Annotated in this window: 21 protein-coding genes, 1 pseudogene and 1 CRISPR repeat array (1 of these 23 cut by a window edge); of the genes and pseudogenes, 3 read left to right on the forward strand and 19 right to left on the reverse strand. The window is 61.7% G+C overall.

Annotated features, from left to right (window positions below):
• Positions 1-872: a CRISPR direct-repeat array (repeat unit 31 nt; unit sequence GTTTCAATTCACGCCCCTGTGAAGGGGCGAC); it begins 14 nt to the left of the window's first position.
• Between the two features lie 36 nt (positions 873-908).
• From CAY53_RS10195 to ilvB (CAY53_RS10255), 12 genes and pseudogenes are all read right to left on the reverse strand, one after another.
• Positions 909-1,675, reverse strand: a protein-coding gene (locus tag CAY53_RS10195; RefSeq protein WP_245874806.1) for an IS5 family transposase whose coding sequence is annotated in 2 segments (ribosomal slippage) — positions 909-1,342 and positions 1,342-1,675 — 768 coding nt in all. Because the reading frame shifts where the segments join, the coding sequence is not laid out codon by codon here.
• A 67-nt stretch (positions 1,676-1,742) separates the two neighbouring features.
• Positions 1,743-2,581 (reverse strand): annotated as a pseudogene (locus tag CAY53_RS10200) (IS30 family transposase); the annotation flags it as partial.
• Between the two features lie 477 nt (positions 2,582-3,058).
• Entirely contained in the window at positions 3,059-3,502 is a 444-nt protein-coding gene (gene tnpA / locus CAY53_RS10210; protein ID WP_104935414.1) for an IS200/IS605 family transposase, read from the reverse strand.
• Between the two features lie 483 nt (positions 3,503-3,985).
• Complete coding sequence (locus tag CAY53_RS10215) at positions 3,986-4,927, reverse strand: VanZ family protein (protein WP_181040273.1); 942 nt, start codon at positions 4,925-4,927, stop codon at positions 3,986-3,988.
• A 131-nt stretch (positions 4,928-5,058) separates the two neighbouring features.
• Positions 5,059-5,583, reverse strand: a complete 525-nt coding sequence (gene coaD, locus CAY53_RS10220; protein WP_104937012.1) for a pantetheine-phosphate adenylyltransferase — start codon at positions 5,581-5,583, stop codon at positions 5,059-5,061.
• 3 nt (positions 5,584-5,586) lie between these two features.
• Positions 5,587-6,177 carry a 16S rRNA (guanine(966)-N(2))-methyltransferase RsmD gene (gene rsmD / locus CAY53_RS10225; protein ID WP_104937013.1) on the reverse strand — a complete coding sequence of 197 codons (591 nt, stop codon included), beginning with the start codon at positions 6,175-6,177 and terminating at the stop codon, positions 5,587-5,589.
• Complete coding sequence (gene pssA, locus CAY53_RS10230; RefSeq protein WP_104937014.1) at positions 6,177-6,962, reverse strand: CDP-diacylglycerol--serine O-phosphatidyltransferase; 786 nt, start codon at positions 6,960-6,962, stop codon at positions 6,177-6,179. The genes rsmD and pssA overlap by 1 nt, the downstream gene beginning before the upstream one ends.
• Before the next feature lie 8 nt (positions 6,963-6,970).
• Positions 6,971-7,645 (reverse strand): phosphatidylserine decarboxylase family protein, encoded by a 675-nt coding sequence (locus tag CAY53_RS10235; protein WP_104937015.1) that lies wholly within the window; start codon positions 7,643-7,645, stop codon positions 6,971-6,973.
• A gap of 1 nt (position 7,646) precedes the next feature.
• On the reverse strand, positions 7,647-8,129 hold the full coding sequence (gene ilvN, locus CAY53_RS10240; RefSeq protein ID WP_104937016.1) for an acetolactate synthase small subunit: 483 nt from the start codon (positions 8,127-8,129) through the stop codon (positions 7,647-7,649).
• Positions 8,130-8,141: 12 nt separating this feature from the next.
• The gene (gene ilvB, locus CAY53_RS10245; RefSeq protein ID WP_104937017.1) at positions 8,142-9,845 is read right to left on the reverse strand and encodes a biosynthetic-type acetolactate synthase large subunit; all 1,704 of its coding nucleotides are present in this window, start codon (positions 9,843-9,845) and stop codon (positions 8,142-8,144) included.
• A 35-nt stretch (positions 9,846-9,880) separates the two neighbouring features.
• Complete coding sequence (ilvN, locus tag CAY53_RS10250) at positions 9,881-10,363, reverse strand: acetolactate synthase small subunit (RefSeq protein ID WP_104937016.1); 483 nt, start codon at positions 10,361-10,363, stop codon at positions 9,881-9,883.
• A 12-nt stretch (positions 10,364-10,375) separates the two neighbouring features.
• Complete coding sequence (gene ilvB / locus CAY53_RS10255; protein ID WP_104937018.1) at positions 10,376-12,079, reverse strand: biosynthetic-type acetolactate synthase large subunit; 1,704 nt, start codon at positions 12,077-12,079, stop codon at positions 10,376-10,378.
• A gap of 227 nt (positions 12,080-12,306) precedes the next feature.
• Between ilvB (CAY53_RS10255) and pnuC the strand changes: the two genes are divergently transcribed.
• A complete protein-coding gene (pnuC, locus tag CAY53_RS10260) occupies positions 12,307-12,999 on the forward strand; it encodes a nicotinamide riboside transporter PnuC (protein WP_104937019.1) in 693 nt (230 codons plus the stop codon).
• Positions 13,000-13,091: 92 nt separating this feature from the next.
• Entirely contained in the window at positions 13,092-14,459 is a 1,368-nt protein-coding gene (locus CAY53_RS10265; RefSeq protein ID WP_104937542.1) for a sigma-54-dependent transcriptional regulator, read from the forward strand.
• 195 nt (positions 14,460-14,654) lie between these two features.
• Here CAY53_RS10265 and CAY53_RS10270 read toward each other — a convergent pair whose 3' ends face one another.
• The 7 genes from CAY53_RS10270 to CAY53_RS10300 form a co-directional block, all read right to left on the reverse strand.
• A complete protein-coding gene (locus CAY53_RS10270) occupies positions 14,655-16,106 on the reverse strand; it encodes an ATP-binding cassette domain-containing protein (protein WP_245874807.1) in 1,452 nt (483 codons plus the stop codon).
• Positions 16,107-16,221: 115 nt separating this feature from the next.
• Entirely contained in the window at positions 16,222-17,208 is a 987-nt protein-coding gene (locus tag CAY53_RS10275; protein ID WP_104937021.1) for a calcium/sodium antiporter, read from the reverse strand.
• Between the two features lie 95 nt (positions 17,209-17,303).
• Positions 17,304-17,618 (reverse strand): GNAT family N-acetyltransferase, encoded by a 315-nt coding sequence (locus CAY53_RS10280; protein ID WP_104937022.1) that lies wholly within the window; start codon positions 17,616-17,618, stop codon positions 17,304-17,306.
• Positions 17,618-18,718 (reverse strand): recombinase RecA, encoded by a 1,101-nt coding sequence (gene recA / locus CAY53_RS10285; RefSeq protein ID WP_104937023.1) that lies wholly within the window; start codon positions 18,716-18,718, stop codon positions 17,618-17,620. Before recA ends, CAY53_RS10280 begins: the two co-directional genes overlap by 1 nt.
• 9 nt (positions 18,719-18,727) lie before the next feature.
• The gene (locus CAY53_RS10290) at positions 18,728-19,984 is read right to left on the reverse strand and encodes a CinA family nicotinamide mononucleotide deamidase-related protein (protein ID WP_104937024.1); all 1,257 of its coding nucleotides are present in this window, start codon (positions 19,982-19,984) and stop codon (positions 18,728-18,730) included.
• Positions 19,985-20,031: 47 nt separating this feature from the next.
• Positions 20,032-21,330: a tRNA (N(6)-L-threonylcarbamoyladenosine(37)-C(2))-methylthiotransferase MtaB gene (mtaB, locus tag CAY53_RS10295; RefSeq protein ID WP_104937025.1), complete on the reverse strand. Its 1,299-nt coding sequence runs from the start codon at positions 21,328-21,330 to the stop codon at positions 20,032-20,034.
• Positions 21,331-21,602: 272 nt separating this feature from the next.
• Entirely contained in the window at positions 21,603-21,923 is a 321-nt protein-coding gene (locus tag CAY53_RS10300) for a TusE/DsrC/DsvC family sulfur relay protein (RefSeq protein ID WP_104937026.1), read from the reverse strand.
• A gap of 232 nt (positions 21,924-22,155) precedes the next feature.
• On the opposite strand from CAY53_RS10300, the gene CAY53_RS10305 reads away from it, so the two are divergent.
• Positions 22,156-24,036: a SurA N-terminal domain-containing protein gene (locus CAY53_RS10305; RefSeq protein WP_181040274.1), complete on the forward strand. Its 1,881-nt coding sequence runs from the start codon at positions 22,156-22,158 to the stop codon at positions 24,034-24,036.
• The last annotated feature ends 5 nt before the right edge of the window (positions 24,037-24,041 follow it).

The following is a 24,041-nucleotide window of genomic DNA, read 5'->3' on the forward strand; positions in this document are numbered from 1 at the left end:
CCCTGTGAAGGGGCGACTGGTCAAGGAGCCAATTTCGAGCCGGACGCATGGGTTTCAATTCACGCCCCTGTGAAGGGGCGACCAGCCTACCCTGCATGCTGACCATCAGCAGCCTGTGTTTCAATTCACGCCCCTGTGAAGAGGCGACGTCCCTTGACCTTTCCAGCTTGTGAGTCATCTCCTTGTTTCAATTCACGCCCCTGTGAAGGGGCGACTGCATCCTGTAAGGCAATATGAGCAGGTTTGAATGTTTCAATTCACGCCCCTGTGAAGGGGCGACCACAACCCGTCTTTTGTTGCCCTTGCCCAGCACTGTTTCAATTCACGCCCCTGTGAAGGGGCGACGATGGCTGGCATATCTGCGCCACCTGCGCCAGAGAGTTTCAATTCACGCCCCTGTGAAGGGGCGACCCTGCAGGAATTTTTCCATTTCTGGGAATTCCCAGTTTCAATTCACGCCCCTGTGAAGGGGCGACGATGGATTTGTCCGAGAAGCATGTCAGCAAGCTCTTGTTTCAATTCACGCCCCTGTGAAGGGGCGACTGGGCCAGCATATAGAACTGAAACGGCAGCAGGAGTTTCAATTCACGCCCCTGTGAAGGGGCGACGATCCCGCACGTTTTTGGTCTGGACAAATGTCGGCGTTTCAATTCACGCCCCTGTGAAGGGGCGACAATTCCCGGAATCCTTCAAAGCGGAAACAGGGGCGTTTCAATTCACGCCCCTGTGAAGGGGCGACTTAGACCTGCTGCACATCCCCCGCTGACACTTCGGGTTTCAATTCACGCCCCTGTGAAGGGGCGACCATGACCGTGCCAGGTTTTGTCCGGTACCGGAGGGGGTTTCAATTCACGCCCCTGTGAAGGGGCGACAGGTCTCCCCGGTGTACATGCTAGGCTCAGGCCTCATTAATCGAGATAGAATATGACGGAAGCCGCGAGGCATAGAGCTGAAAAGAAGGTATGTGCGCAGCGGTCATAACGCATGGCTATTCTCCGCCAGTCCTTGATCCTGCCAAACATGATCTCGATCTTGTGCCGCTGTTTATACAGATTTTGATCGTACGAGCAGGGTCGCTTCCGGCTCCTTCTGGGCGGGATGCAGGGCGTAATGCCTCTGGCACGCAGGGCATCACGGAACCAGTCGGCGTCATAACCACGGTCCGCCAGCAGCGCCCTGGCCTCGGGCAAAGCATCTATGGCATCCATAAGCAGGGCGGCTCCTTTGTAGTCGCTTACCTGGCCTGCCGTGAGCTTCATGGCCAGGGGCCTGCCGTGGCCGTCGCAAAGGGCATGGAGTTTGGAGTTCAGCCCGCCCTTTGTGCGGCCGATGCAGCGGGAAAGAGCCCTTTTTTGAGCAAACTGGCGGCGGTACGATGCGCCTTGAGGTGGGTCGCATCGATCATCACCTGGCCATCCTGTCCCGCTGTTTTTGCCAATTCGGTAAAAATGTTGTTGAAGATGCCCATCTGGCTCCAGCGCAAAAAACGATTGTAGAGCGTCTTGTACGGGCCATACTCGCGCGGCGCATCTTTCCACTGCAGGCCATGCTTGATGACATAAATGATGCCGCTGATGACTTTCCGGTCATCGACCCGCGGAATACCATGTGAACGTGGGAAGAAGGGCTTGATACGTTCGAGTTGTTCGGCAGAAAGGTAGAAAAGTTGGCTCATGGCGTCCTCCTTGAGCACAACTAACCAACTTTTCTGCTTTTTGGCAATTAATGAGGCCTGAGCCTAGAAAATACTGCCGCAAAAGCCCGTTGCTGTTTTCGTTCGTCCCACGTTGCCACGGGGCATGTGGTTTACAAAAATACGTGCGCAGGCCAGTGGCTGCCTCCAGCGCCCTGAAGCCTGCCATTTCCGAACCATTATCAAGCGTCAAGGTCTGCCGCAGCTTTGACGGCACAGCACGCAGGCAGGGAATGAGTGCCGCATTGAAGGACGCGGCTGTCTTGTCTTGTACCTTGGCCAGCAGGAGAAAGCGGCTTTTGCGTTCGGTACAGCTGAGCAGCGCCGCTTTTCCTCTGGAGGCACAGACAAGGTCGGCTTCCCAGTCACCAAAGCGAGTTCCGAGTTCCACAATCCCCGGGCGGCAGCTGATATCAATACGCCCGGGAAACAGGCGCCGGCCCTGGCCATACCTGCTTTGCCGCCTCCGGCCTTTGTGGGCGCGGCGCAGATGGCGGTAGCTGGTATCGCCAAATTGTGCCGCTGCATAGACCCGGCGGTAGATAGTCTCTGTACTGATACGCATGCTTTGATCCTCTGGATACTCCAGACGGATGCGGCCCGCAATCTGTTCGGGAGACCAGTTTGCACGCAACTTTTCATCGGCCCAGGCAACCAGTTCGGGCCGATTCATACAGCGGTAATGCCTTGCTCTCTTTCGTCTTTTGTGGGCACGCCGCTCTGCGCACGATAACCTTTTTTTGCAGAGCCTGCGTTGCGGCGCAGCTCCCGGGAAACAGTGCTGTGACTCCTGCCCAGGCGTCTGGCCATTTCCCGGCAGCTCAGGCCCATGGACACAAATATTTTGATACTGATGCGTTCTTCCAGAGTAAGATGGCTATGGGACATGGCGGGCTCCTTCTGGCTGAGTGGTTGTTGGTGCTGCCAACTCGACCAGAATCCCGCCCTGTCCTTTAACTCTTCATGCCCCTACCAAGTGGTGCGTTTGGAATGAGAATCTACCCCCTACCACGTGGTGCATTTGGAATGAGAATCTACCCAGCAACGAGAACGAAGGTGGTCTTTTGCGACAGTATTTTCAAAAGGGTGCTTCTGCTTAATCATGTTATTTAACGGCCTACTTGCAATTTGAAGGCACCATACTTTATTTCAATGAGCACATTTTAGGGGTAAACCCATGGTTTCAGGTAGAAGATATAAAGCTATAATTTGTGTTGTAAATTTTTTGAAAAAGTTAGATTATTTACGCCGTTTAGGATTTCTTATAGGATTTTTTGCAGTTTTATTTATATTTTCAAATGGAATAAGTGAATTCTCTACCGCCTAAAGGCGGTAGCTTCGAACCATTGCCGCCTGCAAGGCGGCTTACGGAGCCAGGGTAAAATCGTCATCGTGGGCTCGCTCCTCCAAGTCCTGCTCTGCAATATATTGCATGATGACATCGTCTGTGACATTGCCTGAACTGGCGGCAAAATATCCGCGACCCCACAGATGACGGCCCCAAAATTGCCCGGACAAACGTCGGTTTTCTGCAAGCAGCTTGCGTGAGGTTTTCCCTTTTATGCGGCCAACCAATTTACTCACAGAAATCTGTGGAGGAAGCGAAACAAACAGATGTACATGATCTTTGGAGACGTGCCCTTTCAAAATATCTATATCCATGGATCGGCATATTTCTCGTATCAGATCCCGTAAACGCACGGCCACGTCTCCAAAGAGAACCGGTTTGCGATACTTGGTAATCCATACAATATGGACCTTGAGGGAATAAATTGAATGCGAGCCTTTGCGATACGCATAGTCATCCATAGTATCGCAAACCTACTGAAGTCTTCGCCTCAAGGCGAGGGATTTTCTCCCATTCCCAGAAAGAGACATTAAAGAGAAGCTAGCCTTCCAGCCTTTATTATGGACTTATATCCTTTATAGTGATACTTAGTGTGCAGTGCTATCAAATGTAATCTTGTCATTTCTAAATGAAAATCATGCAACAATAAAAACACTTTGAGACATTTGTACAAAAGAACAACGATTGGCAATTGTTTATTGTATTGAACGATTGCATAAAAAATTTTTATCAGATCGAATGCCCTTAAATTTTGAAAGTGGCTTAGATCTTTCTGAAGAAATTGAAAGAGTTTCTAGCGTATTAGAATTTTGGAGGATCAAGCACCAATGAAGAGTTCACCGGCTTGCCCGGTGTAACGGCTGGCTGCATTACGCGAGCCGTTCAGGAGGACTGTGGCGCGGGATATTGCGGCATTGATGAAATCAAGAGGGAAGAGCGTGCATTCAGTTCAGGTGGACGTGGTCCAGAAACAGTGCCAAAGGCGCTTTCTGCTGCACCACAAAGAGGCTGAAGCCCGCTATGTGGCTCATGTCCATGCGCCGGCCTTTGGGCGCTTTTTCCGCCTCTTCCAGGTCAATTGCCAGGTCGTTCCACCCGGGTCTGAGCACGAGCTGGGTGTTGAAGCGGTCGCTGTAGGGGCCATGCGTGCGCCGGTGCCGGCTGTCGTCCAGCCGGCAGTTCAGTTCGAGCGGGCCGTTCAGCGGGTTATAGACGCTGAAGCGCAGCCAACGATAACCATGCCAGTCGTGCGGAAAATGGAGCAGGGTCACGCCGGAGATCCTGGCGGTTGAGAGCTGCACCCGGGCCGAACAACTGCCGTGGCGCACGATGCCTTTTTCCTGCCGCAACTGGTTTGCGTGGTACCAGCGGCTCAGCTCCCCCTTGCTTTCAAAATCCGCCAGCACCGGGAATTCCCGCCAGGCCCGGTCTTCATCCCGCACGCTTCTGAAAAGAGGCCAGAGCGCGCAGCACAACAGGACGAGTGATGCCGCCCGCAGGACTCCGAGGCAGAGCCGCTGCCGGGACTCCTGCAGCGGCCAGCACTGGAACACCAGCACCAGCAGGATGCCCAGCGTGTTTCTGAACAGATCGTCCATGCCGGGCCTGCGCCCGTTTACGGCAAATTGCAGACACTCGATGATGAGGCCCGCGACAAAGGGCAGCAGCACGAGGAGGGCCAGACGCCTGCCCCTGGACAGCGCCGCCTGCCAGTCCGAGGCCAGACCGGTCAGCCACAGGGTGAAGAGGCCAAAATAGAGGATATGGCCCAGATCCCAGAGATGCACCCGGGAGCGGGCCGAATAGAAGCCCGGCCCTCCCACAAAGAAGAAGGGCAGGCCGATGACGAGCAGTACCGGAATGCTCCGTCGTACTAGCGTGTGCAAAGCAGATACCTGCCTCTGGACTGCCGCGCCGGACACCCCTGCCCTTTCGCAGCGAACCATGAACATTCAGCGGGAGCTATCATACCGCATTTGCCGGGGCTTTGCCAGCGGGCCCGGGGCACTCGTCCGGATCACCCGAACTTGCGTTTCAGGGCCGCTTCCACATGTTTCGGCACCAGTCCCGTGATGTTGCCGCCAAAGCGGGCCGCATTTTTGATAGCCGTGGAACTGATGTAAATCCAGCGGAAGCCGGTCATGAGGAAGACCGTCTCCACCTGTGGCGCCAGACGGCGGTTCATCAGGGCGAGCTGGAATTCATAGTCGAAATCCGAAATGGCTCGCAGCCCGCGGATAATGGCGGGAACATTGTGTTCCAGGGCATAGTCCACCACCAGTCCGCTGGTCCAGCCCACCGTCAGCCGATCATGCAGGTCCGCAAAGCACTCGCGAATGAGCTGGCAGCGTTCCGTCAGCTCGAAGAGCGGTTCCTTGTTCACGTTGATGGCGACCAGCACGGTGATGCGGTCAAAGAGGCGAAGACCGCGGTGGATGATGTCCAGATGGCCGTTGGTGATGGGATCAAAGGTGCCCGGGTAGAGGGCATGGCGGCTTTGCCCCGGCTTCAGGGCGGCTTGGGACAGGAGAGTGGCGTCCATGATTCATGCTCCGTTGGGCTGGCAGACCGTGTAGAGCCACAGGCTGCTGGCTCCGTACCGCCGTCTGTCCTGCAGCCGCAGGGCGCCGACGCGCCGGGGCAGCAGGATGCTCTGGTGTTCTTCGGCGACGACCAGCGCGTTCGGTGCGAGGAAATGTGCGCCTTCTACCACAGGCAACAGGTCAGCCGCCAGATTTTTTCCATAGGGCGGATCCATGAAGACCAGATCGAATCGGTGCGGAGGCGGGATGTGGCCGCTCAGGAAGGCGAGTTCGCTTTTTTTGTCCAGATGCAGGCGGAGAAAACCTGCCTGCACGCCCGCGTTCAGGCAGGAGCTGACATTTGTGGCAATGAGGCGGCCGGATGCCATGGCTTCATCGATGAACAGCACGGCCCGGGCGCCCCGGCTGAGCGCCTCTATGCCCCAGGCGCCGGTGCCGGCAAAGAGTTCCAGCACCACGGCATGGCGCACCCGGCTGCCCAGGATATTGAACAGCGCCTCCCGCACCCGGTCGCAGGTGGGGCGGAGCAATTGCTGGTCGCCTTTGGGCCCCAGCAAACGCCGCCCTCTGGCCAGACCGCCGGTGATGCGCATCAGGACATGCCCGTTTTGCCGCCCGGCTTCCTGCCGAATTTCCAGGGAATTTTATCGTGCTTCTGGAGCAGGCGCCAGCCGTCCAGCACCGGGCCGCTCAGCATGTAGAGCAGGAAGCTCACGCAGAGGGTAATGGGGGGCTCGGTGGCCAGCAGCATCAGGAGGAGAATCAGGCCGGCCAATACCTGGAAGCGCTTTTCCCGCGGGATGCGCACATGCTTGAAGCTCGGGTAGCGATGGGTCGAGATCATCAGGTAGGAGAGCAGGTAAACCAGGAACAGCAGCATGATGTGCCGTACCGGGTCGCTGTTCTTGAGCACGACCGTGGTGAACAGCACGGCCGAGGCGATCATGGCGGCCGCGGCCGGACAGGGCAGACCGGTGAAGTTGCCATCCGTTGCGACTTCACTTGAGGCCTGCACGTTGAAGCGCGCCAGTCGCAGGGCGGTGGCGGCCAGATACAGGAAGCCGGCCAGCCAGCCGTAGCGGCCAAAGGGCGTGAGCGCCCAGAGATAGGCCAGTAAAGCCGGGGCCACGCCGAAGGAGACAATGTCGCAGAGGGAATCCAGCTCCATGCCAAAGGGCGAGGTGGAACGAGTCAGGCGGGCCACCCGGCCGTCCAGCCCATCGAAGAGTCCGGCTACCATGATAGAGGCGGCTGCGGCCTGAAAATGACCGTTGATGGCTGCGACCATGGCATAGAAGCCGCAAAACAGGCTGCTGATGGTCAGCATGCAGGGGAGGATGAAAAGGCGGGTGTGCGCCCGCTTCTGGGTATGATACATGACAGTGTTCAGGATGTTGTTGCGGCCGGACCAGCCTGAACCGGCCAGTGACCAAGGAGGCTTTCGCCGGCGCGAACCCGGTCGCCGATCTGCACGGCAATCGCGGTGGCAGGCGGCAGATACAGGTCGAGCCGGGAGCCGAAGCGGATCAGGCCGTAGCGCTGGCCCGCCCTGAGCTGGTCGCCTGTTTCGGCCCGGCAGACAATGCGGCGCGCCACCAGCCCGGCCACCTGCACCACGGCATAGCGGCCGCCGTCCTGCGTGCCCATGAGCAGGGCGCAGTATTCGTTGTGCAGTTCGGCCTTGATCCTGTCGGCCGCATAAAAACGCCCGGCCTGCAGCCGCACCGCCTCCACCGTGCCGGCATAGGGTATGCGGTTCACGTGGACGTTGAACAGGTTCATGAAGATGGAGACCTTGAGCGCCTGCCCATGGAGAAAGCGGTTGTCCGCCACCTCCTCCACCCTGATGATCCTGCCGTCAGCCGGCGAAACAATCGTGTTTTCGCCCTCGGGCAGCACCCGCACCGGATCGCGGAAAAAGTAGAGCACAAAGCCGCTTGCCGCCAGACAGATGAGAGCCGGCACGCTGTAGCCCAAGAGGGCCAGGACCAGGGTGCTCAGGGCCCCCAAACCCAGAAAGGGCACGCTTTCCCGTGCCACAGGGATCTGTTCGCTTTGCATGTTATTTTTTTGGCGTTCGTTTGCTGGCGATCTTTCCGGTACGGATGACCTCCTTGATGCCCAGGGGGCGGAGGATATCGAGCACGGCGCTGATCTTGGACTCCTGGCCGGTGATCTCCAGGGTGTAGGTACTGGGGCTGACGTCCACGACCTTGCCGCGGAAGATGTCGATCACGCGGAGAACCTCTGCCCTGGTCTGGCCGTCCGCCCTGACCCGGATGAGTACCAGCTCGCGTTCCACATACTCGCCCTCGCTGGTGTCGCTCAGGGTCACCACGTCGATCAGCTTGTGGAGCTGCTTGGTGATCTGCTCCACAATCGCGGCATCGCCCGTGGTCACGAGTGTCAGGCAGGAAAACTCCGGGTCCATGGTTTCGGCCACGCAGAGACTTTCGATATTGAAGTTGCGGCCCGAGAACAGGCCGGTCACCCGGGAAAGGGCGCCGGGTCTGTTGCGCATGAGGATGGAGAGGGTGTGCTTCATTGTTTGCCTCCTTCAGACCAGGAGCATTTCGGTGGTGGCCTTGCCGGCCGGAACCATGGGGAAGACGTTTTCCTCCCGGTTGATGATGAAGTCCATGACCACCACGTTGTCGGTGGCCAGGGCCTCCCTGATCACCGGCTCGACTTCCGCCCTGGTGGTGGCGCGCAGGCCGCAGGCCTGATAGGCCTGCGCGAGGGCGACGAAATCCGGTTCAAACTCCATGACCGTGGCCGCGTAGTGGCGCTTGTAGAAAAGTTCCTGCCACTGGCGCACCATGCCGAGGTAGTGGTTGTTGAGGATGGCGATTTTGACCGGAGCGCCGTTTTCCTTGGCCGTGGCCAGCTCCTGAATGTTCATCTGGATGGAGCCGTCGCCTGCAATGTCGATGACCGTTTTCCCGGGAAAGGCCAACTGCGCGCCGATGGCTGCCGGCAGACCGAAGCCCATGGTGCCGAGGCCGCCGGAGGTGATGAGGTGACGCGGGTGCTTGAAGTGGTGGAACTGGGCCGTCCACATCTGGTGCTGGCCCACTTCGGTGGCGATGATGGCCTCGCCTTTGGTCAGCTCCTGCAGTTTTTCGATGACGTACTGGGGCTTGATGACCTCGTCCTGATCCGTATAGGCAAGGGGATGCGCCGCCTGCCAGTCGGCGATCTGCCGCCGCCACGGGGCCAGCTGCTCCTGCACGGCGTGTTCCCCGCCATCGCCCTTGCCGTCGAGCCAGCGGTTTATGGCGGAGAGGGCCAGGGTGCAGTCGGCCACGATGGGGATGTCGACCGTCACGTTCTTGCTGATCGAGCTGGGATCCAGATCGATGTGCACGATTCTGGCCTCAGGCGCAAAGGTGTCCAGCCTGCCGGTGACCCGGTCGTCGAAGCGGGCACCCACGGCAATGAGCAGATCGCTTTTGGCAACCGCCATGTTGGCGGCATAGCTGCCGTGCATGCCGAGCATGCCCAGGGAGAGCTCGTCGGTGCCGGGGAAGCCGCCCAGGCCCATGAGGGTCATGGCCACGGGGATGCCCAGCCGGTGGGCCAGTCTGGTCAGTTCGGGGCTGGCGCCGGAGAGCACGACGCCGCCGCCCACATAGAGCACCGGTCTTCTGGCCTTGAGGAGGGCCTGGCAGAGCCTGTCGACCTGCCTTGGGTGCGGGATGGTATGGGGCTGGTAGGTCGGCATTTTGATGGGGGTTTTTTCCGGGTACTCGATGTTGTGGGCTGCGATGATGTCCTTGGGCAGATCGACCAGCACCGGGCCCGGGCGTCCGGAGGCGGCGAGGTAGAAGGCCTCCCGGAGAGTGGGCACGAGATCGGCTGTTGAATTGACGAGGTAGTTGTGCTTGGTGCAGGGACGGGTGATGCCCACGATGTCCACTTCCTGAAAGGCGTCGTTGCCGATCAGCTGCCGTGGCACCTGGCCGGTCAGGACCACCAGGGGGATGGAGTCGCAGTAGGCGGTGGCAATGGCCGTGACGCCGTTGGTGGCGCCTGGGCCGGAGGTCAGCAGCGCCACGCCGGTCTTGCCGGTGGCGCGGGCATAGCCGTCTGCCGCGTGCACCGCACCCTGCTCGTGACGCGCCCGTACCTGACGGATGGGGCTTTTGTAGAGTGCGTCCAGCAGGTCGATGATGGCTGCGCCGGGGTAGCCGAACATGAGTTCCACGCCCTCTTCCTGCAAACACCGAATAATGGCTTCAGATCCTGTGATTTTGCCCATGCTGTGTCCTCGTAAGCAAGTCTTGGCCCAAGGCCTCATTTTTTTGGCGTTCGTTTGCTGGCGATCTTTCCGGTACGGATGACCTCCTTGATGCCCAGGGGGCGGAGGATATCGAGCACGGCGCTGATCTTGGACTCCTGGCCGGTGATCTCCAGGGTGTAGGTACTGGGGCTGACGTCCACGACCTTGCCGCGGAAGATGTCGATCACGCGGAGAACCTCTGCCCTGGTCTGGCCGTCCGCCCTGACCCGGATGAGTACCAGCTCGCGTTCCACATACTCGCCCTCGCTGGTGTCGCTCAGGGTCACCACGTCGATCAGCTTGTGGAGCTGCTTGGTGATCTGCTCCACAATCGCGGCATCGCCCGTGGTCACGAGTGTCAGGCAGGAAAACTCCGGGTCCATGGTTTCGGCCACGCAGAGACTTTCGATATTGAAGTTGCGGCCCGAGAACAGGCCGGTCACCCGGGAAAGGGCGCCGGGTCTGTTGCGCATGAGGATGGAGAGGGTGTGCTTCATTGTTTGCCTCCTTCAGACCAGGAGCATTTCGGTGGTGGCCTTGCCGGCCGGAACCATGGGGAAGACGTTTTCCTCCCGGTTGATGATGAAGTCCATGACCACCACGTTGTCGGTGGCCAGGGCCTCCCTGATCACCGGCTCGACTTCCGCCCTGGTGGTGGCGCGCAGGCCGCAGGCCTGATAGGCCTGCGCGAGGGCGACGAAATCCGGTTCAAACTCCATGACCGTGGCCGCGTAGTGGCGCTTGTAGAAAAGTTCCTGCCACTGGCGCACCATGCCGAGGTAGTGGTTGTTGAGGATGGCGATTTTGACCGGAGCGCCGTTTTCCTTGGCCGTGGCCAGCTCCTGAATGTTCATCTGGATGGAGCCGTCGCCTGCAATGTCGATGACCGTTTTCCCGGGAAAGGCCAACTGCGCGCCGATGGCTGCCGGCAGACCGAAGCCCATGGTGCCGAGGCCGCCGGAGGTGATGAGGTGACGCGGGTGCTTGAAGTGGTGGAACTGGGCCGTCCACATCTGGTGCTGGCCCACTTCGGTGGCGATGATGGCCTCGCCTTTGGTCAGCTCCTGCAGTTTTTCGATGACGTACTGGGGCTTGATGACCTCGTCCTGATCCGTATAGGCAAGGGGATGCGCCGCCTGCCAGTCGGCGATCTGCCGCCGCCACGGGGCCAGCTGCTCCTGCACGGCGTGTTCCCCGCCATCGCCCTTGCCGTCGAGCCAGCGGTTTATGGCGGAGAGGGCCAGGGTGCAGTCGGCCACGATGGGGATGTCGACCGTCACGTTCTTGCTGATCGAGCTGGGATCCAGATCGATGTGCACGATTCTGGCCTCAGGCGCAAAGGTGTCCAGCCTGCCGGTGACCCGGTCGTCGAAGCGGGCACCCACGGCAATGAGCAGATCGCTTTTGGCAACCGCCATGTTGGCGGCATAGCTGCCGTGCATGCCGAGCATGCCCAGGGAGAGCTCGTCGGTGCCGGGGAAGCCGCCCAGGCCCATGAGGGTCATGGCCACGGGGATGCCCAGCCGGTGGGCCAGTCTGGTCAGTTCGGGGCTGGCGCCGGAGAGCACGACGCCGCCGCCCACATAGAGCACCGGTCTTCTGGCCTTGAGGAGGGCCTGGCAGAGCCTGTCGACCTGCCTTGGGTGCGGGATGGTATGGGGCTGGTAGGTCGGCATTTTGATGGGGGTTTTTTCCGGGTACTCGATGTTGTGGGCTGCGATGATGTCCTTGGGCAGATCGACCAGCACCGGGCCCGGGCGTCCGGAGGCGGCGAGGTAGAAGGCCTCCCGGAGAGTGGGCACGAGATCGGCTGTTGAATTGACGAGGTAGTTGTGCTTGGTGCAGGGACGGGTGATGCCCACGATGTCCACTTCCTGAAAGGCGTCGTTGCCGATCAACTGCCGGGCGACCTGGCCGGTCAGGACCACCAGGGGGATGGAGTCGCAGTAGGCGGTGGCAATGGCCGTGACGCCGTTGGTGGCGCCTGGGCCGGAGGTCAGCAGCGCCACGCCGGTCTTGCCGGTGGCGCGGGCATAGCCGTCTGCCGCATGCACCGCACCCTGCTCGTGACGTACGCGGATATGGCGGATGGGGCTTTTCATCAGCTCGTCGTACAGATCGAGCACCGCGCCCCCAGGATAGCCGAAGACGAGTTCCACGCCCTCTTCCTGCAAGCATTGGATGATGGCCTGGGCTCCTGTGAATGTAGTCATGATGTGTCCTGTAAAGATGCGGAAAGGTCTGCCGGGCTATGCACGCCGAAGGCGGGACCGGGCGAGCGGCGCCGACCGTTCTGGAACAGTGAAGCAAAGTCTCCTGTATATGCGGCAGCGCTGGGCCTGTCAAGCAGAACTCGCCCCGCCGGCCTGGCCTGCGTTTTTGCTTGTTCCCATGCGCATTCCGGGTCATAACATGGGGGCATGGCAAAACGGAGGAGCGTATGGGGCAGGCCCTGCGGACCTATCTGCAATTCGAACTCAGGGGCTGGAAGGCGATCGAGGTGGCCTGGCTGGGCGTCGCGACGGCCGTGATTCTGGGCCTGTCGCTGCGCTGGCGGGACGATCCGCTCAGCCTGAGCGCCGGCCTGAGCGGGGTCTGGTGCGCGATTCTGGCCGGCAAGGGCAAGCGTTCCGCTTTCCTTGTCGGCGCCGTCAACGTGTTCTGCTATGCCTGGGTCGCGTTTCGGGCCGGATACTACGGCGGGGTCATCCTCAACCTGCTTTGCTACCTGCCCATGCATTGCACTGGCTGGTTCGCGTGGCGGCGGCACATGAATGCGGTCAGCGCCGAGGTCGTCAAGCGCCGGCTGCCGCCCGGGCAGGCTTTGGCGCTTTACGGCCTGACCGCTCTGGCCGTTCTGCTGTACGGCTTTCTGCTGCAGATGCTGGGCGGCCGGCTGCCCTATGTGGACGCCCTGGGCACGGTGGTCTCGCTCACCGCGCAGGTGCTTCTGATCCGCCGCCTGAGCGAGCAGTGGCTGTTGTGGATTTTTGCGGATCTGGTCATGATCTTCATGTGGGCCCTGCACGTTGCCCGGGCTGGGGAGAACGTCGCCACCCTGGGCATGTGGATAGTGTATCTGTTGAATGCCCTCTTCATGTACCGGCGCTGGAACCGGGAAGCCAGAGACTGAGCCGTTGCCCTTCCCTTTGCCTTCCCGGAGGAATTTCGGTAGTATGCTGAGCAGAATTTTGTCTCCCCCATGCCTGTTTGTTTTGCACTGTCATGCCCAGCACCATTCTGATTATCGACGATGAAGCCGCCATCCGCAGCTCCCTGGCCGGCATCCTGGAAGACGAAGGTTTTCTGCCTCTTGCCGCCGCCAGCGCGGAAGAGGGCCTGCACATGCTGGACGAGCGGGATGTCAGCCTGGTGCTGCTCGACATCTGGATGCCGGGCATGGACGGCCTGGAGGCCCTCAGGCAGATCAAAAGCCGCTTCGACCTGCCGGTTATCATGATCTCCGGCCACGGCAGCATCGAAACCGCGGTCGAAGCCACAAAAAACGGGGCCTACGACTTCATCGAAAAGCCGCTCTCCTACGACAAGGTCGTCCTGTCCATCAACAAGGGCCTGCAGTTTGACCGCCTCACCAGGGAAAACCTGCTGCTCAGGGAAAAGGGCCAGGGCATCGCGCGCATCACCGGCGAGAGTCAGGCCATTGGGCTGTTGCGCGAGGATATTGTACGGGTCGCGCCTACCGGCGCCTCGGTGTTGATCCTGGGCGAGCACGGCACGGGCAAGGAACTGGTCGCCCAGACCATTCATCGCCTGTCGCCGCGGGCCGGCATGCCAATGGTGGAGGTCAACTGCGCGGCCATTCCCGAAGAGCTGATCGAGTCCGAGCTTTTTGGCCATGTGAAGGGGGCCTTTACCGGTGCGGTGGAGACCCGGAAGGGCAAGTTCGACCAGGCCGACGGTTCGTCGCTGCTGCTGGATGAAATCGGCGATATGAGCCTGAAGAGTCAGGCCAAGGTGCTGCGCATTCTGCAGGAGCACCGCTTCGAACGGGTCGGCGGGGCCAAGACCATCGAGGTGGATGTGCGCATTCTCGCTGCCACCAACAAGCGACTGGACGAAGAAATCGAGCACGGCACCTTTCGGCCCGATCTGTACTACCGCCTGAACGTGGTGCCCATCAAGGTGCCCAGGCTGGCCGACCGGAAAGAAGATATCCCGCTTTTGGTCATGGATTTTGTCGAGCAGTTCCGCTGCAAGGGGATACGGCCCAAGGCATTCATGCCGGCTGCCCTGGCCATGATGCAGCAGCACGACTGGCCCGGCAATGTGCGGGAATTGAAAAACCTGGTCGAAAGACTGCTCATCATGAGCGACGGCAACGAGGTGGGAGAGGCGGAGGTGGCGCTCTTTCTGGGGCGGAGCGGCGCAAAAACGCCGCCGCCCACGCCGCCGGCCGTCCCGGACTACGTGCGGCTGCCCTTCCGCGAGGCGCGCCAGCATTTCGAGCGGGACTACCTGGCGGCGCGGCTGCAGGCCAACGAGGGCAATGTCTCCAAAACCGCGGAGCAGATCGGCATGGAGCGCAGCCATCTGCACCGCAAGCTGAAGGCCCTGGGCATCGGCATGAAATAGGCCCTGGCCACGATCTGCGGCTTTGCGTGCCTGCTCCTCCCCTGTACCGCTTTGCGGCCATGGCAGCCCCCCAAGGGCATGCGTTTGCGCCCTGCCCTCTTTGGCTGGCGCAATCGGGCCCGGAGGCAAAAGCGCATCGTTCGCCCGGCCTGCGCACAGGGGCCTGCTGCTGGCTTCCGCCCTTTCAGGCCCGGTTCACCTGTGCAGCAGCCGAAAGGGTACGGCATCGTCCCCGGGCCGGAATTCCAGATGCTGGCGGAAGAATGGACGGTGCTCGTCCTGCCGGTGGCTGATGTAGAGGATGGTGCTCAACTGTTCTGCGGCTGTCTGCTCCAGAAAATCCAGCAGCGCCCTGCGGTTGGCCTTGTCCAGGCCCTCGGTGGGTTCGTCCAGCACGAGCAGGCGGGGTTTCTTGATGAGGGCCCGGGCCAGCAGCACGAGCCGCTGTTCGCCGTAGCTCAGGCGGCGGAAGGGCAAGGCCGCCTTGTCGGCCAGGCCCAGCCACTCCAGCCAGGAGCGCCCCAGAACCCGCTGTTCGCTCGTGGGCCGCTGGTACAGGCCGATGGAGTCGAACAGGCCGGAAATCACCACGGCAAGCGCATTGCCGTTAATCCGGTGGCAACGGTGCAGGTCATTGCTCACAATGCCCATGTGGCGTTTCACGTCCCAGATGGTTTCGCCGCCGCCCCGGCGCCGGCCGAAAATGCAAAGGTCGTTTTGGTAGCAGAGCGGATGGTCGCCGGTGATGAGCTGCACCAGGGTGGATTTGCCGCAGCCGTTCGGCCCGGTGATGAGGGTGTGCTCGCCCGGACGGATGCTCAGGCTCAGCCCGCTGAAAACCGCCACCTCACCGTAGCGGGCAAAGCCGTTTCTGAGCGCAATCAGCGGCTCGTCCGCACCGGCCTGGCTGTCCGTCCCCCTGAGCGCGGCCGTGCCCGCCCGAAACAGCGCCTGCCTGCGGCCCCCGCTGCCGCCCATCAGTATCCGGATGACGTCGGCCGGACCGGTGAAGTGAATCAGCCCATCCTGTAACAGCGCCAGATGCGTGCACCAGTGGGGCAGGTCGGCAATGTCGCTCAACAGAAAAAGCAGGGTCAGCCCGCCGTCGTGCAGGCGCGACAGACTGCGTGCGAGTTCCCGGCAACTGGCCGGATCGAGCCCGTCAAAGGGATGCTCCAGAGCGAGCAGTTGCACGCCTCGGGAAAGCTCGGCCAGGATGGCGATCTTCATGGCCTCGCCGCTGCTCAGGTAGCGGTAACCACGGTCCAGAACATGCTCCAGACGCAGCAGGCGCACCAGCTCCCGATGGGTCTGCTTCCCGGCGAGCAGGCGACCGGCCGGGGTGCCGGGGTCGGGCCGGTTGAGGAAGTCGGTGTCGTCGTTTTTCAGCTCACGCTCGAAGCGCTCCTGCTGTCCGGCAAAGCTGACCAGGCCCAGCTCCCGTGGCAGCACGCATGCACCCGCGCGCACCGGCGCGAGGTCGCCTGCCAGGATACGCGCTAGCAGCTCCATCCCCGCGCCGGTCTCGCCCAGGATGCCCCAGGCCTCGCCGGCGCACACCTCCAGATGGTCGATCGCAAGCGAACTCGCCGCAGTCTGTGCCTTCAGGCCGCGCAGGCTGAGCAGCGGTTTTTTCGGTGTCTCCATGCTGTCCCCTATCGCTTCCGGAGTCATTTTTTATCTCTGGTGCAGACCGGGCCTGCCACAGGCGGCCGGGCTGGCCTTCCGGCTCTGCACGCGGCCCCGGCTTGGCCGCGGCCCTTCAGAATGCGCCCGCGCTTTTCAGGAGCGTGAGGGTGTAGGCCACATACACTGCCAGTAAGAGCGCGCCTTCCAGGCGATTGATGCGGCCCGCCCGATCCTTCGGCGCCCAGCCCAGCAGGAAGAGCGCTGCGGTCAGGACGGCCATGACCGGGATGTCCCGGAGGAGGATTGCAGGCTCTGTCTGCATGGGGCTGATGCCCGCGGCCAGACCCACCACGGCCAGGGTGTTGAAGAGGTTGGAGCCCAGAATATTGCCCAGGGCCAGCTCGTCTTCGCCCTTGCTGGCCGCCACCAGGGAAGAGGCCAGCTCCGGCAGCGAAGTGCCCACGGCCACGATGCTCAGCCCGATGATGAGGTCGCTCACGCCGAAATGCCCGGCAATCGTCACCGCGCCCCAGACCAGAAGCCTTGAACTCGCCACCAGGACCAGGAGGCCGGCCAGCACGTACAGCAGGGCCCTGGGCAGCGACAGGGCAGCGATAGGTTCCGGCTGCGCTCCGGATGGCCCGGGTTCCGGCGCGGCCGGCATCTGGCGGCTGCGCAGACCCTGCCGGATGCTGACAAACATGAGGATGGCGAACACGATGAGGAGCGTCAGGCCGTCGATCCGGCTCAGGCTGCCGTCCCGGGCCTGCCATGCGGCCAGACCGGTAATGGCCAGCAGAATGGGCAGCTCGTGCTTCAGCGCCCCCTGCTGCACGGCAATGGGCCGGATGAGCGCGGTCAGCCCCAGGATCAGCCCGATGTTGCAGATGTTGGAGCCATAGGCATTGCCCAGGGCAATGCCCGGATCGCCCTGGAGTGCGGCCAGAATCGACACGGCCATTTCCGGGGCCGAGGTACCGAAGCCCACCACCACCATGCCGACCAAAAGCGGCGGCATGCCCAGGTGCCGGGCGCAGGCGGCGGAGCCGTCCACGAAGTAGCGGGCGCTTATGACCAGAAGAATCAGACCGCAGATCAGAGCCAGGGTGGCAGGCAGCATACAGGTTTTTGTCGGTAAGAGGGAAAATCCGGCCCTGCCGGAATGACAGGGCCGGAGCGCACAGTAGTGTCGAATGGGGAAAAGAAAAGGGCTCCCTATCGGTTCCTGGGCAGAGCGCAGGCCGGGGCCGGGGTCGCGCCTTCGGCCTGCAGCGGGGCGTATTCCGGATGGCGGCGCAGAAAAAGCTGGGTATAGCTGCACTGTGGCCGCACCTTTTTGCCGGCCTGGCGCACATCGTCCAGGGCAAAACGGGTCAGCCTGCCGGCAATGTTCTGGCCGCGCAGGGCCTCGGGCACAAAGGTATGGGTGAAGACCAGCACTTCGCCTTCGCTCTCGTATTCCAGCACCGCGGTCGCGCCGCCAGCAGAGAGTTCGTAGCGCGAAAGTTCGGGTTTGTGCACCAGCTCCATCACGAGATCCCCGGCAGATCGGCCTGATTCTGCGAGCCTGCCGCCGGCTGGGCTGCTGCGGGCGTCTGCCCGCCGCCTGCCTGGCCATTGTCCACCGGCATGCCGAAGGCCAGCCGCAGCTTGCGATCCAGATCGGCCATCAGCTCCGGGTGCTCTTTCAGATATTTCTTGGCATTTTCCCGGCCCTGGCCGATGCGCTCGTCGTTGTAGGTGTACCAGGCGCCGCTCTTGTCCACCATGCCGTTGTTGACCGCCAGATCCAGCAAATCGCCGGTACGGGAGATGCCCTCTCCGTAGACGATATCGAACTCCGCCTGCTTGAAGGGCGGTGCCACCTTGTTCTTCACCACCTTGGCCTTGGTCTGGCTGCCAATGACCTCCTGCCCGTCCTTGATCTGCGTGGTTTTGCGGATGTCGACGCGGATGGAGCTGTAGAATTTGAGGGCATTGCCGCCGGTGGTGGTTTCCGGGTTGCCGAACAGCACCCCGATTTTCATGCGGATCTGGTTGATAAAGATCAAAACCGTATTCGTGCGGTTGATGAGGCCCGCGAACTTGCGCATGGCGTGGGACATCAGCCGCGCCTGCAGACCCACGTGCTGCTCGCCCACATTGCCGTCGATTTCCGCCCGGGGCACGAGCGCTGCCACGGAGTCGATGACAATGACGTCGACGCCGCCGCTTCGCATCAGAATCTCTGTAATCTCGAGGGCCTGCTCGCCGTAATCCGGCTGGGAGATGAGGAGGTTGTCCACATCCACGCCGAGCCGCTCGGCATAGCTGGTGTCAAGCGCGTTTTCCGCGTCGATGAAGGCCGCGTTGCCGCCCCGGCGCTGGGCCTCCGCAATGACGTGCAGGGCCAGGGTGGTCTTGCCGGAGGACTCCGGACCGTAAATCTCCGTGACCCGGCCACGCGGCAGGCCGCCCACGCCGAGGGCCATGTCCAGCGAGAGCACGCCGGTCGAAATCACCGGGATATTTTCCCGCTCGTTTGTGCCCAGGCGCATGATGGCGCCCCTGCCGTATTGCCGCTGAATCTGGGCAATGGCGTTCTCCACGCTCTTGAGCCGGTTTTCCTGAAGGTCGCTGCGTTCCGCCATTTTTACTCCTTATGCTGTGCTGATGAGAGCGCGGCGCACCGTATCCAGCGCCCGCTGCATGGTCTGTTGTTGAATTTCCGCCCGGGCGCCATGGAGGTGCAGAAGCTGCACCTGTGGCCCGGAACCGTTTTTGGCGGCAAGGGCCAGATACACGGTGCCGACCGGCTTCTCCGCGCTGCCGCCTGTGGGCCCGGCGATGCCTGTGACGGCAACGGCGATGTCGCCGCCAAGCCGGGCCAGCGCGCCCGTGGCCATGGCAGCGGCACATTCGCGGCTGACCGCGCCGAAATGGTCCAGAATATCTTTGGGCACACCCAGCACCCGCTCCTTCAGGCGGTTGGAATAGACCACCGCGCCGCCCTCGAACCACCTGGAGCTGCCGGGAATGGCGGTGAGGCTCGAGGCCAGCAGTCCGCCCGTGCAGGATTCGGCCAGCACCAGCCTTTTGCCGTGCCGCTCCAGGAGCCGGCCCACGACTTCCGGCAGGCTGTCGTCGCTTTCGCCGAAGATATGGGCGCCCAGTCTGGCCCGGATCAGGCTGTCCGCCTCCTGAAAGAGGGCTTCGTTGGCCGCGGCGCTCCCGCCCCTGAGGGTCAGACTCACGTCCACGTTAAAGCCGATGGGGTAGTAGCCCAGGTGCAGCCCGGGCCGGCCTGCCAAGGCTTTCAGGCGCGCGTTGATGTCCAGCTCCGGCAGACCGCAACTGTGGTAGAGATGCTGGCGCAGCGGCGGCTGGGGAAAGCGGCCCTGCAGTTCGGGGATCACCCTGTCTTCCAGGAGGACCGCCATCTGTGAGGGCACGCCGGGCAAAAACCAGATCGGCTTGCCCCGATGCTCCAAGAGGTAGCCGGCCATACGTCCCTCCATGTCCAGGGGCTCCGCGCCTTCCGGCAGCACGGCGAAGCGGGAGAAGAGCGGCAGGTCGAAGTCCCGCCCCTCTGCGGCGAGCCTTTCCCGCAGACGCATGGCCAGCACCGGGTGGCTTTTGGTCCCGAGTCCCAGGGCGTCGGCTGCCGCCGCAGTGGTGAGGTCGTCGTCCGTGGAGCCCAGGCCGCCGGTCACCAGGACAAAGTCCGCATGCTCCAGCGCCCCGCGCAGGGTTCTGCCGATCAGCGCCGGATCGTCACCGATGCACTGCATGACCGCGAAGTCGTAGCCCAGAAGGAAGAGCTTTCGGGCCGCGAGACGGCTCGTGGTGTTGGCGACCCGGCCGCAGGTCAGTTCGTCGCCGATGGCGATAATTTCTCCTGCAACGTTTTTGTACATGGCAGCTCCTTGCTTCCCGGCCAATGTACCCGTTTCCGCAGCTCGGCTCAAGCCCCGGTTTCCAGGATACCGAACGGGCCGCCTGCATCCACCCGCAAAAGCCGCACCGCAGCGATTTTCCCGACGAGCGCCTCCGGCCCGGCCAGGCGGACGGGGATATAGTTCTCGCTGAAGCCCTCCAGCATGCCGTCTGCACGGCGGCGCTCCACCAGAATCCGCAGCACACGGCCCAGATTGGCCGCATAGAAATGCCGGCGCAGATCGGCGTCCAGTTTGCGCAGCAATCCGGCGCGCTCGCTTTTGCTGCCGGCTGGCACCTGGTCTGGCATGCTGGCGGCCGGGGTGCCGGGGCGTCTGGAATAGGGGAAGACGTGGAGAAAGCTCACAGCGCATTCCTGCAGAAGCGCACGGGTGTTCGCCGCCTGGGCCTCCGTCTCGCCGGGAAAGCCCGTGAGCACGTCGCAGCCGACGGCGGCCAGCGGGAGGCGGGCGCGCAGGGCCTGAACCCTGCCGGCGAAATCCGCGCTCCGGTACCTGCGGCGCATGGCGGCCAGGACCCGGTCATCCCCGCTCTGCAGGGGAATGTGAAAATGGGGCATGCAGTTCGGATGATCTGCGGCCATGTCCAGAAGCGCTGCGTCGATTTCCGGTGGCTCGATGGAGCTCAGACGAAAGCGGATCTCCGGGAAGGCTGTGCAGAGGCGGGCCAGCACCGTGACAATGGTTTCGTTTTCCGCCAGGTCCAGACCGTAGCGGCCCACGTTTATGCCCGTGACCACGATTTCCCGATAGCCGGCTTCCGCGAAAAGCCCGGCCTGCTGCATCACCTGCTGCAGCGGCAGACTGCGGCTCCGGCCCCGGGTGTAGGGCACGATGCAGTAGGAGCAGAAATTGCTGCAGCCGTCCTGAATGCGCAGAAAGGCACGGCTGTGGCCGGGAAAATGCCGTACCGGCAGGGCGAAGACGCCCTGTTTTTCGGCCATGGGCACAAGCGCGGGCGCGGGCGCCCTGCCCAGCGCCACGGCAACGAGTTCTTCCTTGTGGCTGTTGCCGATCAGCAGCACCCGCGGGTCAATGGCCCGTAGGGTATCGGCTGCAATCTGCGCATAACAGCCCGTGATCAGAACCCTGGCTTCGGGGTTCCGGCGCAGCGCGTTTCTGAGCACCTGCCGGGACTGCTGCCCGGCCCGGGCCGTGACCGCGCAACTGTTGACCACATAGATATCCGCCTGCTCCCTGAAATCGACCAGCGCACAGCCTGCGGCCGCAAAGGCGTTGTCCAGCGCCGCGCTTTCCACCTGATTCACCTTGCAGCCCAAGGTGGTGATGGCCACTCTGATCTTCACCCTGCCTCACCTGCCGCAACAATGGCCATTGACGTTGATAATGCCCGCCTTGCCTGCCCGGGACAGGGGCCCTGCCGGCCTCCGCCACGGTTCAAAAAAACTCCACACTCTTCCGCTGCCAGGGGGCGCGTCAGTGGGCGCCGTCGCGCGCAGGGGTTTCATGCCCGGATTCTTCTGCCCCCTGATCTGCAAAAGGACAGGGCTGAGACAGCACAAAAAAAGCCGCCCGATTTCCAGGCGGCTTTTTGACCAGAAACAAAAGCGGCGTCACATCAGACGCAACCAGTCGGTTTGGGCAGGCCGGCCATTTTGCAGGCTCCTTTGCCGGGGCCCGACGGGAACAGCTCATAGATGCGCTTCAGCGGGAAGCCGGTCGTTTTGGACAGGATGCGGACCATGGGAGCGATACCGTTCTTCTTGTAGTATTCCTGCAAGGCATCGATAACCTTCTGATGCTCGTCGGTGACCTCAGAGATGCCTTCCACTTTCTTTACGTAGTCAACCCAGTTCTCATCCCATTCTTCGTTGCCCTTGATCAGGAAACCATCTTCGTCAACTTCATAGGTTTTGCCGTTGTGCTCAAGCGTCGCCATGACATCCTCCAAGCCTAATTTTGATAGTAGTGTCAAAAGTAGCCAAAACAAACTTGGATATCGTCTCTACTATACGCCACTATCTTTGTCAAGCGCAGGGGCTCTTTTTTTCCCGTTGGCGACGGGCCCGGACGCTGCCCCTATTTTTCGCTGGTAACTTCAGAATAAATGGCCCATAATGCGGCCCTTGTCGTTTCCGGGCTCATCTTTGTCACTGTTCCGAGGTCATTTCATGCTACGCAGTATCCGCAATCACGTGCGTTCGCCCCTGCTTCTGGCGGCCCTTCTGATCATCGTGGTGGTTTTTGTCTTCTGGGGGGTGGGCACCAACCTTGGCCCTGGCGGCGGCAGGGTGGCCACGGTGGATGGTCAAGAAATCTCCGCCGCTGCCTTTAACCGCACCTATAACAATCTCCTGGAGAGCTACAGGCAGCAGTTCGGCGGGCAGGTGCCGGAAAGTCAGATGAACACCGCGGCCATCAGGCAGCAGGCCATCCGGCAACTGGTACAGAAGGCACTGGTGCAGAAAGGAGCCGGCGAGCTGGGCATCGTGATCAGCGACGCCGAGGTGCAAAGGGCGGTGGCCGCCATTCCGGCCTTCCGGAAGGATGGCCGTTTCGATTTGGCGGTCTACAGGGAGGTGCTGGCGAAAAACAGGCTGGCCGAAACCTCGTTTGAAGACGGGTTGCGGGCCGATCTGCTGCGTGACCGGGTCATGGCCGCCATTACCGATTTTGCGGAGGTTTCGGATCAGGAACTCGAACAGTGGCTGAGCTTTGCCGCTCTGGAGCTCAGGGTGGCCTGGGCCGCCTTCGCGGCGGAAGCCTTTCGCGACAGGGTGCAGGCAGATGACAAGGCGCTGGCCGCCTGGTTCAAGGACAGGAAGGAGCAGTACCGGCCCGCGCCGCAGTACAGCCTGAGCTATCTCTTCTTTCCCTTTGCCGCGGGCACGGAAGGGACGGCGGCCAGTGAAGAGGAAATTCGGGCCTACTACGGTGAGCACGCCCAGGACTGGCGTAGGCCGGAAGAGCGGCATCTGCGGCACATCCTGTTCCGTTTTGGCGAGGAGGATTCCGAGGCTGTGCGGGCAGCCAAAAAGGACAGCGCGAATCGGGTGCTCGATCTGGTGAAGGCGGGCGGCGATTTTTCTGAACTGGCCAATACCTACACGGAAGATCCAGCTGGCAAGGGCAAGGGCGGCGATCTGGGCTTCATGCCCCGCGGCCGGCTGGTGCCCGAGTTCGAGACCGTGGCCTTTGGGCTGAAAAGCGGGGAAACAAGCGGGGTGGTGGCCAGCCCCTTTGGCTATCACATCATCAGGGTTGAGGAAATTCTGCCGGAAAAGACGCCGACGCTTGAGGAAAAACGGGCAGAGATCGGGCGCCTGCTGGCCCGGCAAAAGGCCCGCGCTGCGGCCTTCAAACAGGCAAGCGCCGCCTATGAGGCGGTCGTGGGTGCCGGCGGTCTCGTAAAGTACGGCGAGGGCGGCGCAGCCATAGGGCATACCGGCTATATTGCCCAGAAGAATGTGCCGGACAATCTGGCTCTGCTGCGCGATCCGGCCTTTGCCAAGGCGGCCTTTGCGCTCGGCAAGGGAGAACTCAGCTCCATTGTCGAGGGCACGGAGGGCTATGCCATCTTCTCCGCCGATGATGTGAAGCAGGTGGGGGTGCCGCCTCTGGAGGAGATCAAAGCGCAGGTGGTGGCCGACTTCACTCAGGCCAAAAGCGCCGAACTGGCGCGCAAGGCGGCTGATGACGCCCTGAAGGCCCTCGAAAAGGATGGCAAATGGCCGCAGGGCGTAGCGGTGCAGACAAGCGATTTCCTCCAGCGCAACACACCGGCAGGCGAGCTGTCGCCGCTTGTGCTGCAGGACGTCTTCAGCCAGATCGGCAAAAGCCGGCTGCCTGCCGAACCTGTGGATGCAGGCGATCGGTTGCTGGTCTATCAGATCGTGGCCCTCCGCCAGGGGAACTTGCCTGAGGCCAGCCAGTTCCGTCAGGGTTTGCAGGCGCAGATTCTGCAGGCCAAACGCAACCAGATGTTCAACGACTGGCTGAATCAGGTGCGCCAGGGCAGCAAAATCTGGGTCAATCCCGAAATGCTCAAGTAAAGTTT

This window comes from Desulfobulbus oralis, assembly GCF_002952055.1.
Classification (GTDB): Bacteria; Desulfobacterota; Desulfobulbia; order Desulfobulbales; family Desulfobulbaceae; genus Desulfobulbus; species Desulfobulbus oralis.

Bases quoted from the DNA above. Each gene is read 5' to 3' on its own strand.
- tnpA (WP_104935414.1), bottom strand. From the start codon at position 3,502: ATGGATGACTATGCGTATCGCAAAGGCTCGCATTCAATTTATTCCCTC.
- coaD (WP_104937012.1), bottom strand. From the start codon at position 5,583: ATGGACGCCACTCTCCTGTCCCAAGCCGCCCTGAAGCCGGGGCAAAGC.
- rsmD (WP_104937013.1), bottom strand. From the start codon at position 6,177: ATGCGCATCACCGGCGGTCTGGCCAGAGGGCGGCGTTTGCTGGGGCCC.
- pssA (WP_104937014.1), bottom strand. From the start codon at position 6,962: ATGTATCATACCCAGAAGCGGGCGCACACCCGCCTTTTCATCCTCCCC.
- CAY53_RS10235 (WP_104937015.1), bottom strand. From the start codon at position 7,645: ATGCAAAGCGAACAGATCCCTGTGGCACGGGAAAGCGTGCCCTTTCTG.
- ilvN (WP_104937016.1), bottom strand. From the start codon at position 8,129: ATGAAGCACACCCTCTCCATCCTCATGCGCAACAGACCCGGCGCCCTT.
- ilvB (WP_104937017.1), bottom strand. From the start codon at position 9,845: ATGGGCAAAATCACAGGATCTGAAGCCATTATTCGGTGTTTGCAGGAA.
- ilvN (WP_104937016.1), bottom strand. From the start codon at position 10,363: ATGAAGCACACCCTCTCCATCCTCATGCGCAACAGACCCGGCGCCCTT.
- ilvB (WP_104937018.1), bottom strand. From the start codon at position 12,079: ATGACTACATTCACAGGAGCCCAGGCCATCATCCAATGCTTGCAGGAA.
- pnuC (WP_104937019.1), top strand. From the start codon at position 12,307: ATGGGGCAGGCCCTGCGGACCTATCTGCAATTCGAACTCAGGGGCTGG.
- CAY53_RS10265 (WP_104937542.1), top strand. From the start codon at position 13,092: ATGCCCAGCACCATTCTGATTATCGACGATGAAGCCGCCATCCGCAGC.
- CAY53_RS10270 (WP_245874807.1), bottom strand. From the start codon at position 16,106: ATGGAGACACCGAAAAAACCGCTGCTCAGCCTGCGCGGCCTGAAGGCA.
- CAY53_RS10275 (WP_104937021.1), bottom strand. From the start codon at position 17,208: ATGCTGCCTGCCACCCTGGCTCTGATCTGCGGTCTGATTCTTCTGGTC.
- CAY53_RS10280 (WP_104937022.1), bottom strand. From the start codon at position 17,618: ATGGAGCTGGTGCACAAACCCGAACTTTCGCGCTACGAACTCTCTGCT.
- recA (WP_104937023.1), bottom strand. From the start codon at position 18,718: ATGGCGGAACGCAGCGACCTTCAGGAAAACCGGCTCAAGAGCGTGGAG.
- CAY53_RS10290 (WP_104937024.1), bottom strand. From the start codon at position 19,984: ATGTACAAAAACGTTGCAGGAGAAATTATCGCCATCGGCGACGAACTG.
- CAY53_RS10300 (WP_104937026.1), bottom strand. From the start codon at position 21,923: ATGGCGACGCTTGAGCACAACGGCAAAACCTATGAAGTTGACGAAGAT.
- CAY53_RS10305 (WP_181040274.1), top strand. From the start codon at position 22,156: ATGCTACGCAGTATCCGCAATCACGTGCGTTCGCCCCTGCTTCTGGCG.